The following is a 15169-nucleotide window of genomic DNA, read 5'->3' on the forward strand; positions in this document are numbered from 1 at the left end:
CCGCCATTATTCGCTGAAACGCGGTAGTGCTTCATCCATCGCGTAGATCCGCCCATTGGCTTAAATCACCTTTAAGTATTGGAATAGGAAGCATCATTGTCGGGTCAGCCGGCGCGGCGGGAGCGGACCAGAGTTAGCCCAGCGAGGATCACACCGATCAGCCCCATTACAATAGCAATGATCGCCCCAGCTCTCCCGGCGCCGGTACCGAAATCACCAGTGAATATGGTCAGATGCACTATAGCGTAGACTAAGACGATCAGCCCTAATACCATGGCCACGATCGACCCGTTTCGCCCACCATTTCCGGTACGACGTACGGAGCGGGCCAGAGACAGCCCACCGATGACCGCGCTGATCAGGCCCACCACCGCGTCCATCGTGGCCCAGAGTCGCCCGGGGGTTAATCCGTATCCGACATTACCGTTGGTCACTTCAGCAGAGGCAATAGTTGGAGCAAGTAGAAATGCACAAAGCATTACGAATGTAACTAGCTTCAATTTCATTTGTTAATTACCCCTCTCGGTTGTTTTTTCATCATTTGCAAGGAGACTTCATGAGTTTGATAGGAGTTCCTGCTAGATCAACTAGTAAGATCTGTTTACCACCAAAACCTGGCGACAATATCATTGCGGGTACGTAGGCCCGCTTTAAGCAGGGTTCTCCTCCTAGATTCTCATTTCTGGCCTAGACGTTCCAACAATCAGTACACTCGTCCGTATGCAATGACTGTGCTGAACTCAGCTAATTCAAACGTTTTTGTTTATTTAGATCTGATCAAGCACTGTCGTACTTCCGTTCTACTCAATTGTTACGGAATTGCCGGATAATCCCCCCCTTAATGCCGAGTTCAAACAGCGCTTTCTCAATCGATATCGTATACAATCCGCAGTTCATCCTTCCGTTTTCAAAAATTACGTTTCTCAGAATCCGATTCCCATATTAATTGTCCTTGTTGTTCTTCGCGGCTATCTCTCTCCTTTCACAGCCAGTTTACAAAACAAATGTCGAGAACTTATGCAGATCTTCCGCTCTTTGTGTGGATTTCTTTAAGAACCTACCTAATCACGTTATAATTTTCGGTAAGCGGCGTGTACTCGCTATGGAATCAAACTAAGGGAAGGATGTGATGGGAATGGAACCGAAATTGTTGATTGTGGAGGATGAACCGGGAATGCTGGAGGAGATGCAGACCTATTTGCAACGTGAAGGGTTCAAGGTATTGACAGCCTGTACCGGCAAGGAAGCGCTCATGATCGCCCGGTCTGAGCGGCCTGATCTCGTCGTGCTTGATTGGATGCTCCCGGAAAAAAGCGGAATCGACGTATGCCGCGAGATAAGACAAACCTCGCATTGCGGCATTATTATGGTCACGGCCCGATCGGACGAATCAGATAAAATCGTCGGTCTGGAAATTGGCGCGGATGATTATTTGACGAAGCCGTTCAGCTTGCGCGAGCTCGCATCGCGCATCAGAGCTTTGCTTCGCCGTTTACGCGGACCCGAAGACAAGTCGATATTCTTGGAAAGAGACAACCTGATCATTTCCGAGGCCAAATGTCAGGTATTCAAAGACGGTCAGGAACTCCAATTGACACCTACCGAATTCAAAATTCTGTTCACACTCGCGGGTCGTCCCGGCATTGTCTTTAGCCGTTTGCAATTGTTAAAGGCTGCTTTGGAGGATGAGTACATGGGATACGAAAGAACGATGGATTCCCATATCCGGAATCTTCGCCGCAAACTGGGAGACGATCCTGCCAATCCTCGATATATTCAAACGGTATATGGTTTCGGTTACCGGTTCGGTGAACGTACATGAAGATGACGGTCCGCATGAAAATGTTTGCCTGTATGGGACTGATCGTTTTCATTGTAAGCATCACGTTCTCCCTGACAACGCAGGTTTACACAAGCGGCTTGATCGATCAATTTCAAAGGGAACAAATCGATGCCAACTATTTGAGCGCATCGCCCGAAGAGAAAATCGAAATTTTTAAATCTTATATCCTTGACAATATGCAGCTGAACGAACTGCTTAATGTCACGCACGGCGTGCGCTTGTTCTTTTTTGTTGCGATCGGGTTGTTCTTCAGTTATTGGATGTCGGGGGTGCTTACCCTCCCGCTCAAAAAACTTATAGCCGCCATAGAGCGCGTGGCGCAGGGTGACCTGAATGTCAAAGTACCTGTAGACACGAAAGATGAGTATGGGAAAGTTGCCCAAACGTTCAACGATATGACGTTCCGTCTGCGTGAAGCCGAAGAGACCCGCAGGCGACTGGTGGCCGACATTGCTCACGAGCTTCGCACGCCGCTCTCCGTGATGCAGCTTAAACTGGAGAATTATCAGCAGGCCGGTCATCATGTCCCCCCGGAAATGCTGCTTCGGCTTCACGATGAGGTAATCCGGCTCAGTCAGCTTGTGAACGATCTTCATATATTGTCGCTGGCCGAATCGGGCCGGTTGTCGCTCGAACGCAAACCGCTCGATCTGACGATGCACCTAGAACGAATTGTGGACGACGTGAAATACGAAGCAGAAGAAAACGGTTTAGACGTTTGTCTTTATACGATTTCGAGTCCGGTTACCGTTATGGCCGATGCGAGACGGATCACGCAGGTATTCATTAATTTGCTGACTAATGCGATTCGTTACACGCCTCGTGGAGGGAAGATTACTGTTGAAATCGAAGACCGGGTCTTTGATAGGAATGCGTTCTTTGCGTGTGTCTCGGTAATCGATACCGGCATCGGAATACCGGCGGAAGAGCTGCCCTACCTATTCGATCGATTTTACCGCGTAGACGAAGCGCGCTCAAGGCATACAGGCGGTACGGGGCTCGGGTTATCTATCGCCCATCATTTTGTAAGAGCCCACGGCGGGTTCATCCGCGTTGCGAGTCAGTCTGATGAAGGTACTACATTTACCGTTTTTCTGCCTATAGGGCGATGATGTCTATAAAAGTTGATAACTCGGCATATAAACTTGCAGGAATTCCATTTACGTTCAATATCCTCATATATCCAGGTCTGGTAGCTTTATAAGGCTGAGACAAGACCTTTGGGGAGAGTATAGGCACAGCATATTTATAGAGAATTTAAAGACATTGACATTATATATGGCCCCTCATATAATCTATTTACATTTTTACCACTATTGAACTAGAAAGGAGAACGCAAACAACAAAATCAAATAGTTTATCGAAATTTACCGCATAAAGGAGGAAATTCATGAATTCCTGGATTAAAAAAACGGCCATCCTGTTAACTTATTCCTTAACTTTAAGTTCACTTGTACCTTTTGCTTCTGGATTTGCCCAGAGCTCCACCATGATGGTCTCCAATTCCTCTCCCGTCATTAACAACGCGGGTTTTGAAACCTTGGGAAGTGGTAGTGAAATACCGGGCTGGACTTATTATTGGTCACCACTGACTGACGAATATTCCATCTCGATCACAGATTCCAAAAGCTATGAGGGAAACTACGCTTTAAAGATGGTAGATGGAGGGCCAAAGTCACTGGGATTAATCAGTTCTTCCGTTCCGGTCACGGAAGGAATCAGTTATGTCACCTCCGTGAAAACCTGGCTGGAACAGGGTTCGGTGGCGATGATTGTTTATTACTACAATGCCGATAATAAGGAAATCAGCAACAGCCGCTCCTCCCTATCCTCCGTAAGCAGCGATTGGTTGGACTTTACGCATGAAAGCGTCGCGCCAGCCGGTGCCGTTACAGCCAAGATTATGCTGTACTCCGGTGCTGCCGGCTACAGTACCGCCTATTTCGATCATATGACCGTGTCCGCATCCACTGCAGCAGATATCCCCGTTGCCTTCGGGGATCCGATTGACCTGGGAGCCGCGACGAAAACGGTCAAAACCAGCGGGGCCGCCATGGCGAACGGCGAGGTTTACTTTGCAACGAATGGAACGCCTTCGACTTTCTATGCACTGGATGCCTCAACCGGCGAAGTCATCTATTCCTCTCCGGTCCAAGGCGTGAACACGGTATACGGTGTAGCAGCCGGTTCCGACGGCAATGTATACATATCCGGCGTGGAGAACGGCATGTTGTATCGTTATTCCCCTGCCGCGAAAACGTTGGAGTCTGTAGGCGTCAATCCATCTGAAAAGCTGGTCTGGGATTTGGCAGCCACCTCGGACGGCAAAATTTACGGGGCCACGTACCCAAACTCCAAAATCTTCGAGTATGATATTGCTTCCAATCAATTCCGTGATCTCGGAAGCGTTCGTGAGGACGTCATGTACGCTCGAGGAATCGGTGTGACCGAGCAGTATATCTATGTCGGGGTGGGAAACCCTGCTTATTTATACAAGATTGATCGTCAAACAGGTGAACAATCTGAAGTCAAGCTCCCGAACTCAGGAGACAATGACATGATCGCCGACATCTGGTCGTATAATGGAAAGCTGTTCGTACGTTCCGGTGCTACTACCCTGTTTATTTTGGATGAAGAAACCGAAGAAGTGCTTCAATCTCTCCCTTGGCCTTCTCCAACCCGTTTTGACAGTATGATCTCCCCTCCTTCCCCACTGGACAGAGATCTGGTGTATTTCCGGAATGTAGTTAACAGTGAACTAGTCACCTATAATACGGCAACCAATGAAATCTTCCCATTGGAGGGTGTCGTTCTGCCAAATTCAACGGTGCGGGCCTATGATTGGGTTACTCCTCAAACCGGGCATAAAGCCGGCAAAACCTTGCTGGCCATGGTAACAGAAAAGCTGGAATACGTGTTGTTTGATCCTGAAGATCGGTCGGTGGAGACCATCATGCCTGAAATTGAAGCGGAAGGCATTGATATTCAGAGCCTGGAGATGGGGCCGGACGGGAAACTGTATATGGGAGGCTTCCATACAGCCTTATCCATATTTGATCCAAGATCCAATGTCTACGAACTACAGAAACGTGTCTTTCCACAAATCGAAGGGATCGGCTTTTTAAACGATAAAGTATATTTCGGCACCTATGGGGGGGCTGTCATCTACAGATACGATCCATCCCAGCCGTACAAGAAAGACGTCAATCCTTCGCTCGCATTCAATATTGAGGATGGTCAGAGCAGGCCGTTCGCTTTTGCTTCAGGCGACGACCAGCTGTTCATCGGAACGATCGCCGACTATGGTCTCGTTAAAGGGGCATTGACCATGTACGATGAACCAACCGATACTTGGACCACCATTCCGGATATTGTGGAAAATCAAAACGTGATGTCCGTTGCCTATAAAGACGGTCTGGTCTATGGAGGAACAACGATCCATGGTGGCGGAGGCTCGACCCCCGCAGCTTCGGAAGCCAAAATGTTTATTTTTGATCCCAAAGCCAAAAGCAAAGTCACGGAGTTCTCCCCTGCGATCCCCGGCATGACATCCCACCAGCTGATCGGTGACCTGAAGGAAGGGCCAGACGGGCTTTTATGGGGTGTGACTTGGGGGAAAACAGCTTCAGGAACCACCGTATATTCGGTCTTCGCTATGGACGCAGCATCACAGGTGATCAAAAAGAGCAAGCTGTTATATCCGAATACCCCGTCCGGTAGTACATGGAGACCTTATTTTCTCCGTTTTGGCGACGATGGTCTGCTCTACACCACGGTCGGTCGTACTCTAACGGTGATCAATCCGGAAACAATGGATTCCCAAAAAATAGCGGACAGCGTCAACCTCATGACCTTGGCAGAAGATGGCGGAATTTATTATGCGGAAGGCTCCCATCTCAAGAAGCTCCCAATCGCCTTAAAAGAAGTCGCATTGAATTTGGATGAATCGTTACTCACTGTTGGAGATCAGGCACAGCTTATGCTGAGCGGAACCCTGTTTAATGGAAAATCCGCAGACTTGGCCAAAGCTTCGATCAACTATAAGAGCTCTGACGAAGGCATCATCACCGTGTCCGATTCTGGTACCATACAAGCTATAGGTGCCGGGAGGGCAGAACTACAGGCCACGGTTGTTCTGAACGGTATCACCGTACTCTCCAACTTTGTAGTGGTTGAAGTCCGTGCGACAGCGGAACAATTGACAGAGAAACTTCAACAGGAATTCAATCTTCGACTGGCTTCGGGCGAGATTCTTAAGCCGCTCGCGAATCAATTGGAGAACAGCCTGAAGCAAACCGAACATCAATTGCTCAAAAAACATACGACTCAGGCCATCCACCATCTTGAGAAATTCACCCGAGATCTTGCAGATCCGAAAATGAATGACTATATCGTTCCGGCCGCCAAGGAGGCATTGCTGCTCCAGGCTGCGGAGCTGCTGAATATCTTAAATCAACAATTGGACAGTTGAAATCGATGCTAGAGTTAAGCCTAAACAGCGTGTACCTATCGGTACACGCTGTTTGCGTGGATGAATTCATTACCTTTAGGCTTTCGTGCATGTAGCCATTTGCCTCGCCTTTGTTTAATAATCAGCTTTAATTATTTCTACGGCTTTCTCAACATACTCGTCCCTACCTTCCATCATTCCTTCAATGGTTGGATCAAGACGAATATCAGGCTGCACTCCTATTCTTTGCGTTGGTTTTTTATCTGGATAAAATACTCCTCTTCCACTTATTGCAGTTTTTATATTTCCTGGTAGAGTAAATATAACTTTATTACCGTCAGCTCCGGCAGTAGGCCTCCCAAGAACTATTGAATTTTCTGTATTTCTCAGCGACATCGTTGTAAATTCACCGTTACTTATCGTATGTTCATTGATTAACATCACGAGTTTTCCTTTGTAAACCTCGTCATTTATATTTTGAGGCTTCCCTGAGAAAATATGCATATAATAAAATTCACCTGGTATTGCAGGATTAGGATATGACAATTTGGCAAACTCTTTTTCGGAAGGGATCAGATATTGAGCTAATTTATAGGAAAGTTCGCTAGTAGGGTAGTTTCTAAGATCAAGAATTAAACCTTTTGTATTCCACCATTCCTTCATGAGTTTATCAATCTCTCCTTCTTCCAACAAACCGGCATTGATATAGTAGATGTCTCCATTCTCCATTGCTTGCGATTTCGTATCAACAAAGAAATTAAACCATTGTCGATAGCCTGTTGCACTTATTTTCATCGTATTTCCCTGTCGGATAACGGTAACGTCAGTATTCTTCTGTTGAGTTCGGAATAATGCAGGAAAGAAATGAGCTGACGTGTCTTCTCGAGACTGTGATATATATTTTCTTCTATTTTCTAATAATTCATCGATACTATCGTCGCCAACGTTTAGCACAATGTCTCCGACTTCAAGTCCACAATCGTTAATTACTTTACTGATAACAATCTGATTATTAATTTCGATAAAGTTTACGGGAAGCTGATACAATCCAAAATAGTCAGTAACAGTCTTTCTGTTTTTGCCCAACAAATAGGCATGAGAATCATGTATTCTAGTTGTCAGTTCTGCTAAGGTCATGTAATAGGAGTCATAATCAGACCCATCTATCATTTTAGGGATAAATTCCAGAAGCACTCGATCCCAATCCTCTTCGATGACATCTTTATAAGGATAATAATATTCAATAATATTCCAATAGCGGAATAAACCAAGTAATCTGTAGCCTGTATCATCAAATTTCATATTTATATAAGAGTTTTCATTATGCATACTCGGATGGGGTGAATCATCCTTAAAACTTACATATGCATGTTCTCGGTCTGAAATGTTCGAATTCAAAAGCATTGATAATTCAAGACTCAGATCTGCTCCGAGATATTCCTCGTCCTTGGACCAATCTGTAGTTGGTCTGAGATGTTTATAATCCTCGGGAATTTGGTATAGCTGTTCAAGAGCCCCGGGGACGTTCTCATTACCTAACGTATGAACCCACTCATAGAGGATTGAGTTCACATCCGAATTTTCATCTATAATAGAAGGCATCACACGAAAAAGCTCATAATCCCAATTTATTTCTCCAGATACAACCTTAGGATGGTAATATTTCACCAATCCCCATACCTTACTGAGCTTAGCGATATCCTCGATCTTCTGTTCAGAAAGGCTGGAAAATTTCATTCCACTTCCTTGGTCGTACTCCTGCCCCTGCTCCTGCTTCTGCTCTTTCACTTGCTCTTTCACTTGCTCAAGCTGATGAGCCTCCTGTGATGCAAAACATCCTGCAGTAATGAGGATAAACAATACACTGATAAACACAAAGAACATCCGGTCTCTTCTTTTTTTTAGTCTCACCTTTTTCCACCTTTCAGCTCAATAATTTATCTCTTTAGTCATTCTTGCAAATCTAGGACCTGCTTCGCCTTTCTAACACGTGGAATGTTAATATATTACATATTATATAAACTATCCCTCGAAATCTCTAGTGCAAATAAAAAGCCCAGCCTATATATTCTCCTAGGCTTGGGCGTATGTTGATCCGATTGATTACTCTTTCCTCAACATTGCTGAAGCATTTGCCGTAGTAACCTTCAACGAATTCCCTTTCCCCTTCAAAGGTAAAGCTGTAGCGTTTGAAAAAATGGGGGGCTATAATATATATCATATTTGATAAAATTGTACATGACATAGATAAGCCACCTGGTTCCTTTCCAAGTGGCTTATTGATCTTGCTACATATTTGATTTTCTTCGTTTTATTCCTTGGAAAATCAGCATTAACGCCATGAAGAAGAATAAAGTATTGACTGAACTTAGAGGCTGTTTTCCTAAAAAATCCTTAATAATAAGATACGATTGGATACCCAAGATAATCGATGCATATAGAAAATACATATTGGATTTGTCTTTAAATTTCCGGCCAAGCAGCTTAATTATCATTGTAAATGCAATGGCATAGATAGTGATTATCCCAACAAGAATAAGAGCTAAGATTGATAAGTTCATAATATCAATCCCTTCCATTTATTGATAATTACATTTTATCACAGTGATTGTTTGTAACAAAATAATTTTAGTATTTCAGGAGTTTAACTAGTGCCTACCTCGCCTTATACCGCTGTCTATATTCGCTCGGCAGCATGCCTGTCTGCTCTCGAAAAGTTCTGCTGAAATATTTCTCATCCTCGTATCCGGTTTGCTTGGCAATCCAGACAATTGGCCTGGCCGTCTGTTCCAGATATTCCCGAGCCTTATCGATCCGTACCTTGCGCAGATATTCATTGAAGGAGTAGCCAACGATTTCTTTGAAACATTGATAGAAGTAGCTTCGGCTCAGATTGACCCGCTTCGCGACATCGATAGCGAATAACGGCAACTCAAGTTCGTCGTGCACGATTTTGACCGCCGTCATAATGCTGCCGCTCACTTCGGGGCTCAGCTGCAGGCTGCCTGACAGCGTCATCCCAATTTCCCTGAATTGTTTCAGCCAGTCCGCAACCTCCCGCCAGCACGTAAATGTGTCAGGCATCTTGATATCATCAGGTTGTATCGCTCTATAAAGCCGGTTCCAGTCAACCATACATCCATAGATCCATTGCATTAGCTTGGAGACGGGTATACGCAGTTCTTTCAATCGACTGCAAAGCTTATCAAAGGCTTCATCGTCATGGACCCATGTGAAGGCGTGTAGTAATTCCTTTACAGTGGCCGTCTCTTCTTCTCCCGGTTCAGGACGTTCCGCCATCAGCTCCATGACAGACTTCTCAATCGGATAGGGCTCATTGCCGTCGCAGTCGTAGAAAAAATCTCTGCTCCTGTAGGCCCGTATTCGTTGAAGCAGCTCGGATGGAGATAAATCGGCTGTATGCCGTAGCCGTACCATATGCCATCCGGTGCTGCACGTTCCGTCTGGAAGCGGCGGCAACGGTTCTTCTTCGTCATTGCCATGAGACTGAACCTCCTTGGGAAGATCCGTCAGCCACATCAGAATAGATCCATCCGCTTCGGCTGTCCAGCCCAATGAAACGCAATCCGCTACCATTCTGCTTGTTAATGGCTCATCCGGGTACGTCAATAGCGCATACGCCGTATCGCAAGAACAAGCCGCTACTATCGAATCCGACTCATTCTTGTGCTTCTGCTTCACTTCCTCAATGCGCGAGTGAATGCGCTGAAACACTTCTTCGAACTGTTCTTTTTCAAGCTCAACCTTGGCAATGTAATCAATGGCACCCAGTCTCAGCGCTTCCTGGATGTATTCAAAATCCTGATGAAGAGTCAGCACGGCGATCGCGATATTCGGATATTGCTTGCGCACAACCCGAATTAACTCTATGCCCGACATCACCGGCATGGCCAGATCGGTCATTAACAGATCTACCCGATTCGCCTTCAGAAAATCGAGCGCCTTCTCCCCGTTGGCAGCTTCGCCTACAACTCTCATTCCGAACGATTCCCAGGGCAAAAAAGACATCAGTCCCTTACGTACAAGCTTGTCGTCGTCTACGATGAGAACATGGATCATTTCGTTAAATTCTCCTCCTCGATTTGTATCGAAATGATGATGCGGGTACCTTTGCCAAGCTCGCTTGTCACCGTCAGACTCGCTTTCCCTTCGTAATGAAATTCTAACATTCGTTTGACATAATTCAGTCCGATTCCCATTCCCACTCGATGGCGCTCAGTCTGTTCCTGCTCAAGCAATGCCTCAATCTTTTCCTCAGAGATCCCCCCACCGTTATCTCGAATTTCGATCTCAAGTCTGTCATTCTTTCTAACCACCACCTCGATTCTGCCGTTATCATCTAGACCGTGATACAGCGAATTTTCAACCAACGGCTGCAGAATGAATCTAGGAACCGTCACTTCGAGTAATGCGTCGTCCACGTGAATATTGACATCGAACTGAAAATTGTATCGAATCTGCTGGAGAATGAGATATTGCTTCAGTGAATCAATCTCATCCCTGATCGTCGCGACACTGTTGCCTTTGCGGAGATTGTAGTAAAGCAGTTTGTTTAACGAAGTGACAAGCCTGTCGATCTCCTCCTGACCGTTCATAACGGCTAGCCAGTGCGCGGTATCCAGCGTATTCATCAAAAAATGCGGATTAATCTGATACTGCAGCTTCTCGATCTCCAGATCCGCTCTGCGCTTCTCTTTGGCCTTGACTTCAGAATACAGCTGCGTAATCTGAACCTTCATATGTTGAAATTGGTTTAACACCATCTCAAATTCCGGGATGCGCGATTGCGTGGCAGCCGCATTAAAATTGCTGCCCGCAATCGATTTGATCTCCTTATTAAAGCGCGACAGCGGCCGGTACACCATTTTCCATAGAAGCCAGCCAATGGTCAGACTGACTACAGCGAACAGCAGCGCCAGCCCCAGCATCTGCATCATCCAGCGATTTTTCTCACGGTTGTAGTCGGATTTCGCAATAAGCGAGACCACACTCCAGCCCTGATTGCTGACTTGTCGATACCAATAATAGTCGGACGTAATACCTGTTACCAGGGAAGGCGCTAGAGCGTCCGAAAATATTGAATTTTCAGGAAAGATATCTTGAAGCTCGCTGTATGAAATTCTTCCGTTGTTGTCCAGAATTAAATGATTGGCATGCTTGCTGACTTCATCCAAATCAAGAATGCTCTGCGTCAGCTTGAAACCGGACTCAATGTAAACATAGGCATCTTCCCTCTGCGGCAAATCAACCTTTCGCAAGGCGGAAAGCACATATTGATTGTTGAATCGATCTTTACTGATATGCGGTCCAAAATAGGTAATGCCATAATACGCTGCTATGATGGGAAGGCCATCGATATCGAATGGCTGTTTCATGCCTGTATTCTCAAAAAGAGTGGTCTGATCGTCGCGTAAATAATACAGCGTTAATCCGACATTGGGATTGGTGAACGTGATTAAATTCAGCTGGTTTTTGATTTCATCCGTCAGATAACTCCGGTCGTACGGCTGCTTCGCCATCAAAAACTTCTCAAGCTGCCTACCGACATTCCCCTTAAAGGTCAGTTGTTGGGAAACGTGATTCAGATTGTCCAGCGTGTTCTCAAGCGACAATCGGACCTGCTTTAAATTGCTTTGAATGCCGGATTGCAGCTTCGTATTCAGAATGGATGTAATGGTGTTGTATGACAGATAACAGGTGCAGATGAAAGGGATCAATGTTGCTGCGGCAAACAGTAAAAGAATTCGATTTTTCAAGGTCAATCGCTTCAGGCGGGACTTCCAATCCTTTTCCGGTTTCATCGTTTCATCCCCATCGATTATCGACTCCTCCTCTCTTTGAATCATATGGTCTATGACGTGCATAATCAGAAACAGGCGGAAAAATCTTTCTAGAATATAACACAAATTAAAATGATTATTGAGCAAAGATTTCAATAAATCAGGTGCCAAATCCGTTAACGTTCAAATGAAAAAATCACGGGTAGACAAATGTCTTCTCCTTAGTGGGTGAAATGTCCAACCACCCGCAGCAGCCGTAAATTTTTGTACATATGACCCCCTCATTTAGAAACCACCTTCTATCCTTGAAGGCGGTTTCATTGTGTTACAGTTAAATGGTCCATACGAATAGTTATTCCATTCATCTGAAAGAAGGGGTGTAATTATGAAAAACAAGTCAAAGACGTTAGCGCTTTTACTGGCCTGTTTTCTCGTTCTAGCAGCTTGCAGCAATCCAACGAATAACACGCCGGCTGCACCGGAGAAAAGCGCGGAGTCCAGCGAACCCGCAGATCCATTTGGCCGCTACGAAGAACCTGTCCAGATCAGCATCAGTATTGAAATCGATCCCACCGATAATGAATTGCCTCCTGGCGACACGCCGCTCGACAATCAATACACTCGTCAGATTAAGGAAGCGCTTAATGTGGACGTCGATCATCAATTTGCTGCCTCTGGCCAGAATCTTCGTCAGAGAATTAGTCTCGCTATTGCAAGTAACGATTTGCCGGATGCTATGGTCGTCAATGCCGTTGAGCTGCGCCAATTGGTCGAAGCCGACCAAATTGCCGATTTAACGGAGGTGTATGAACAATATGCATCCCCGGATATAAAGACAATCATTGAAAACACCAACGGTGCTGCCCTGGATGCAGTAACATTCGATGGCAAAATCATGGCCCTCCCGGGTGTGCAAGCCAATGCCGATGGCATTCACCTCTTGTGGATCCGGCAGGACTGGCTGGATAAGCTGAACCTTGAACCGCCAACCACAATGGCTGAACTTGAGGAAGTCGCCCGTGCTTTCGTCGAAAATGATCCTGATGGTAACGGTCAGCGCGATACGATTGGGATCACCGGGCCGGAAAGTGGTGGCAAGCTGTATGCGAACTTCCTTGAGTCGAAGAACAATTTATACGGTTTTGACGCCATTTTCTCCGCGCATGACTCCTTCCCTGGATACTGGCTCGAGGGCGAGGATGGCAGCCCTGTATACGGCTCAATCCTGCCGGAGACTCGTGAGGCGTTAGCTAGTTTAAGAGATTTGTATTCCAAGGGACTTATTGATCCAGAGATGGGTGTTCGTAACAAAGCGGATGAGCCCATTATCGCCGGAAAATCCGGAATGTTCTTTGCGCCATGGTGGATGGCTTACGGCCCGCTAACCAATGCCGTAAAAAATGATGCCGAAGCCAATTGGCAGGCTTATGCTCTGCCTTTGAATCAAAATGGCGAATTTAGACCACATGCCGCTACACCTTCTACTGAGTTTGTGGTGGTTCGGAAAGATTACGAGCATCCGGAAGTTCCTATGAAATTGCTAAACAATCTGTTTAAAAACGAGCAAGAGAACACCTTTGACCCGAGCAAAGGCGGTCCTGGTTATTATCCGCTCCGCGTGGTTTACGCACCATCCGACGAAATTGAATTTACAGTCAAAGCCCTCCGTGACGTGCTGGCAGGCAATAAAACCGCCGAGGATTTTGCAAATGACAAGGCCTACAAACTGCTGCCTTCGGACATCGCAAGCATCAAGACGATCAAAAACGAGCCTTACGATTCCATGGATCTTTCAACATGGAACCCTGAAGCGAACTGGGGAGCATGGACTCGATCGTACTCCATCATGGTGGGCGGCAGGCCGCTGGTTGATACCGAGTTTGAGGAGGTGCCCAGTCTTCTGTATGAGCAGACACCGTTAATGGAGAGCCGTTGGGTGAATCTGCGCAAGTTAGAGGACGAGACTTTCCTGCGCATCATCATGGGGGCGGCTCCTCTGGAAACATTCGACTCCTTCGTCGAGAACTGGAAACGTCAAGGCGGCGACCAGATTACCCAGGAGGTTAAGGACGCGCTTGCGCAGTGATCTTAAGGCATACAACGAACCATAATAGCCAGAGCTCCCGGCAGCCGTCAGGAGCTCTGGAACACTCGATGCAGGATTCGGGGAAGGGAGTGCTGTCATGCGTATGAAAGGCTTCGCCAAACATTATTATCTGATGCTGATCCCGGGATTTCTATGGCTGTTCGTCTTCAGCATCGTTCCGATGTTCGGCATCATCATTTCGTTCCAATATTTTAATCCAGGCAAAGGTATCCTGGGCTCGGATTGGGCAGGGCTTGAGCACTTCAAGTATATGTTATTGCTGAAGGATACACAGGAAGTCTTCAGCAATACGCTTGTTATCGCGTCCATGAAGATTGTCGCCAATCTGATTGCGCCTCTGTTGTTTGCACTCATGCTCAATGAGCTGCGTTTGATGATTCTCAGACGCTGGATTCAGACCATCGTCTATCTGCCCCACTTTTTGTCTTGGGTTATTCTGGGGGGCATTGTACTCGATCTGTTCTCCTATAACGGACCCGTCAATCAACTGACTGCCTTGTTCGGATTCCAGCCTAAACTGTTCTTTGCCGACTCCCAACTGTTTCCGTTCCTCGTTGTCGGTAGTGACGTCTGGAAGGAATTCGGTTTTGGCACCATTATCTATCTTGCCGCGCTTACCGGGATCAACCCGGCACTGTACGAAGCTGCCAACATCGATGGCGCAGGACGCTGGAGAAGTCTCTGGCATATCACTTTGCCCGGGATCCGCACGACAGCCGTATTGCTTACGGTACTCAGCTTGGGTAATGTGCTTAATGCGGGCTTTGACCAGATCTTCAATCTGTACAACCCGCTCGTCTATTCTACAGGTGATATTATTGACACCTGGGTCTATCGTACAGGTTTGCTTAACCTGCAATATGAACTTGCGACCGCCGTCGGCCTGCTGAAGTCCGTTGTGGGCTTCCTGCTGATATCCGTCTCGTATTATCTGGCTTACCGTTTTGTTAACTATCGCATATTCTAAG

General features: G+C 46.3%; 9 protein-coding genes. 5 read left to right on the forward strand and 4 right to left on the reverse strand.

Features of this window, described 5'->3' with window-relative positions; all coding sequences use genetic code 11:
• Window positions 1–104: 104 nt before the first annotated feature.
• Window positions 105–506, reverse strand: a complete 402-nt coding sequence (locus MHI43_RS17020) for a DUF6223 family protein (RefSeq protein WP_036660612.1) — start codon at window positions 504–506, stop codon at window positions 105–107.
• A 629-nt stretch (window positions 507–1135) separates the two neighbouring features.
• Between MHI43_RS17020 and MHI43_RS17025 the strand changes: the two genes are divergently transcribed.
• The 3 genes from MHI43_RS17025 (at window position 1136) to MHI43_RS17035 (ending at window position 6314) form a co-directional block, all read left to right on the forward strand.
• The gene (locus MHI43_RS17025; protein WP_015735566.1) at window positions 1136–1822 is read left to right on the forward strand and encodes a response regulator transcription factor; all 687 of its coding nucleotides are present in this window, start codon (window positions 1136–1138) and stop codon (window positions 1820–1822) included.
• 32 nt (window positions 1823–1854) lie between these two features.
• A complete protein-coding gene (locus MHI43_RS17030) occupies window positions 1855–2955 on the forward strand; it encodes an ATP-binding protein (RefSeq protein WP_341283138.1) in 1101 nt (366 codons plus the stop codon).
• Window positions 2956–3233: 278 nt separating this feature from the next.
• Complete coding sequence (locus tag MHI43_RS17035; protein ID WP_036660614.1) at window positions 3234–6314, forward strand: PQQ-like beta-propeller repeat protein; 3081 nt, start codon at window positions 3234–3236, stop codon at window positions 6312–6314.
• Window positions 6315–6428: 114 nt separating this feature from the next.
• On the opposite strand, the gene MHI43_RS17040 is transcribed toward MHI43_RS17035, so the two are convergent.
• The 3 genes from MHI43_RS17040 to MHI43_RS17050 form a co-directional block, all read right to left on the reverse strand.
• Window positions 6429–8204, reverse strand: coding sequence for a S41 family peptidase (locus MHI43_RS17040; protein WP_081746261.1), 1776 nt, complete (start codon window positions 8202–8204; stop codon window positions 6429–6431).
• Window positions 8205–8948: 744 nt separating this feature from the next.
• A complete protein-coding gene (locus tag MHI43_RS17045; protein ID WP_036660618.1) occupies window positions 8949–10373 on the reverse strand; it encodes a response regulator in 1425 nt (474 codons plus the stop codon).
• A complete protein-coding gene (locus MHI43_RS17050) occupies window positions 10370–12115 on the reverse strand; it encodes a histidine kinase (RefSeq protein WP_081746262.1) in 1746 nt (581 codons plus the stop codon). The genes MHI43_RS17045 and MHI43_RS17050 overlap by 4 nt, the downstream gene beginning before the upstream one ends.
• 364 nt (window positions 12116–12479) lie before the next feature.
• Between MHI43_RS17050 and MHI43_RS17055 the strand changes: the two genes are divergently transcribed.
• Both MHI43_RS17055 and MHI43_RS17060 read left to right on the forward strand, forming a co-directional pair.
• The gene (locus tag MHI43_RS17055; protein WP_015735573.1) at window positions 12480–14180 is read left to right on the forward strand and encodes an extracellular solute-binding protein; all 1701 of its coding nucleotides are present in this window, start codon (window positions 12480–12482) and stop codon (window positions 14178–14180) included.
• Between the two features lie 97 nt (window positions 14181–14277).
• Window positions 14278–15168: an ABC transporter permease subunit gene (locus tag MHI43_RS17060; RefSeq protein WP_009590468.1), complete on the forward strand. Its 891-nt coding sequence runs from the start codon at window positions 14278–14280 to the stop codon at window positions 15166–15168.
• Window position 15169: the final 1 nt, after the last annotated feature.

Origin of the sequence: Paenibacillus sp. FSL H8-0457, assembly GCF_038051935.1 — a bacterium.
Taxonomy (GTDB): domain Bacteria; phylum Bacillota; class Bacilli; order Paenibacillales; family Paenibacillaceae; genus Paenibacillus_AQ; species Paenibacillus_AQ lautus_A.

What these genes read in the sequence shown, in the direction of transcription:
- MHI43_RS17020 (WP_036660612.1), bottom strand. Translation starts at nt 506, where the DNA reads ATGAAATTGAAGCTAGTTACATTCGTAATGCTTTGTGCATTTCTACTT.
- MHI43_RS17025 (WP_015735566.1), top strand. Translation starts at nt 1,136, where the DNA reads ATGGAACCGAAATTGTTGATTGTGGAGGATGAACCGGGAATGCTGGAG.
- MHI43_RS17030 (WP_341283138.1), top strand. Translation starts at nt 1,855, where the DNA reads ATGGGACTGATCGTTTTCATTGTAAGCATCACGTTCTCCCTGACAACG.
- MHI43_RS17035 (WP_036660614.1), top strand. Translation starts at nt 3,234, where the DNA reads ATGAATTCCTGGATTAAAAAAACGGCCATCCTGTTAACTTATTCCTTA.
- MHI43_RS17045 (WP_036660618.1), bottom strand. Translation starts at nt 10,373, where the DNA reads ATGATCCATGTTCTCATCGTAGACGACGACAAGCTTGTACGTAAGGGA.
- MHI43_RS17050 (WP_081746262.1), bottom strand. Translation starts at nt 12,115, where the DNA reads ATGAAACCGGAAAAGGATTGGAAGTCCCGCCTGAAGCGATTGACCTTG.
- MHI43_RS17055 (WP_015735573.1), top strand. Translation starts at nt 12,480, where the DNA reads ATGAAAAACAAGTCAAAGACGTTAGCGCTTTTACTGGCCTGTTTTCTC.
- MHI43_RS17060 (WP_009590468.1), top strand. Translation starts at nt 14,278, where the DNA reads ATGCGTATGAAAGGCTTCGCCAAACATTATTATCTGATGCTGATCCCG.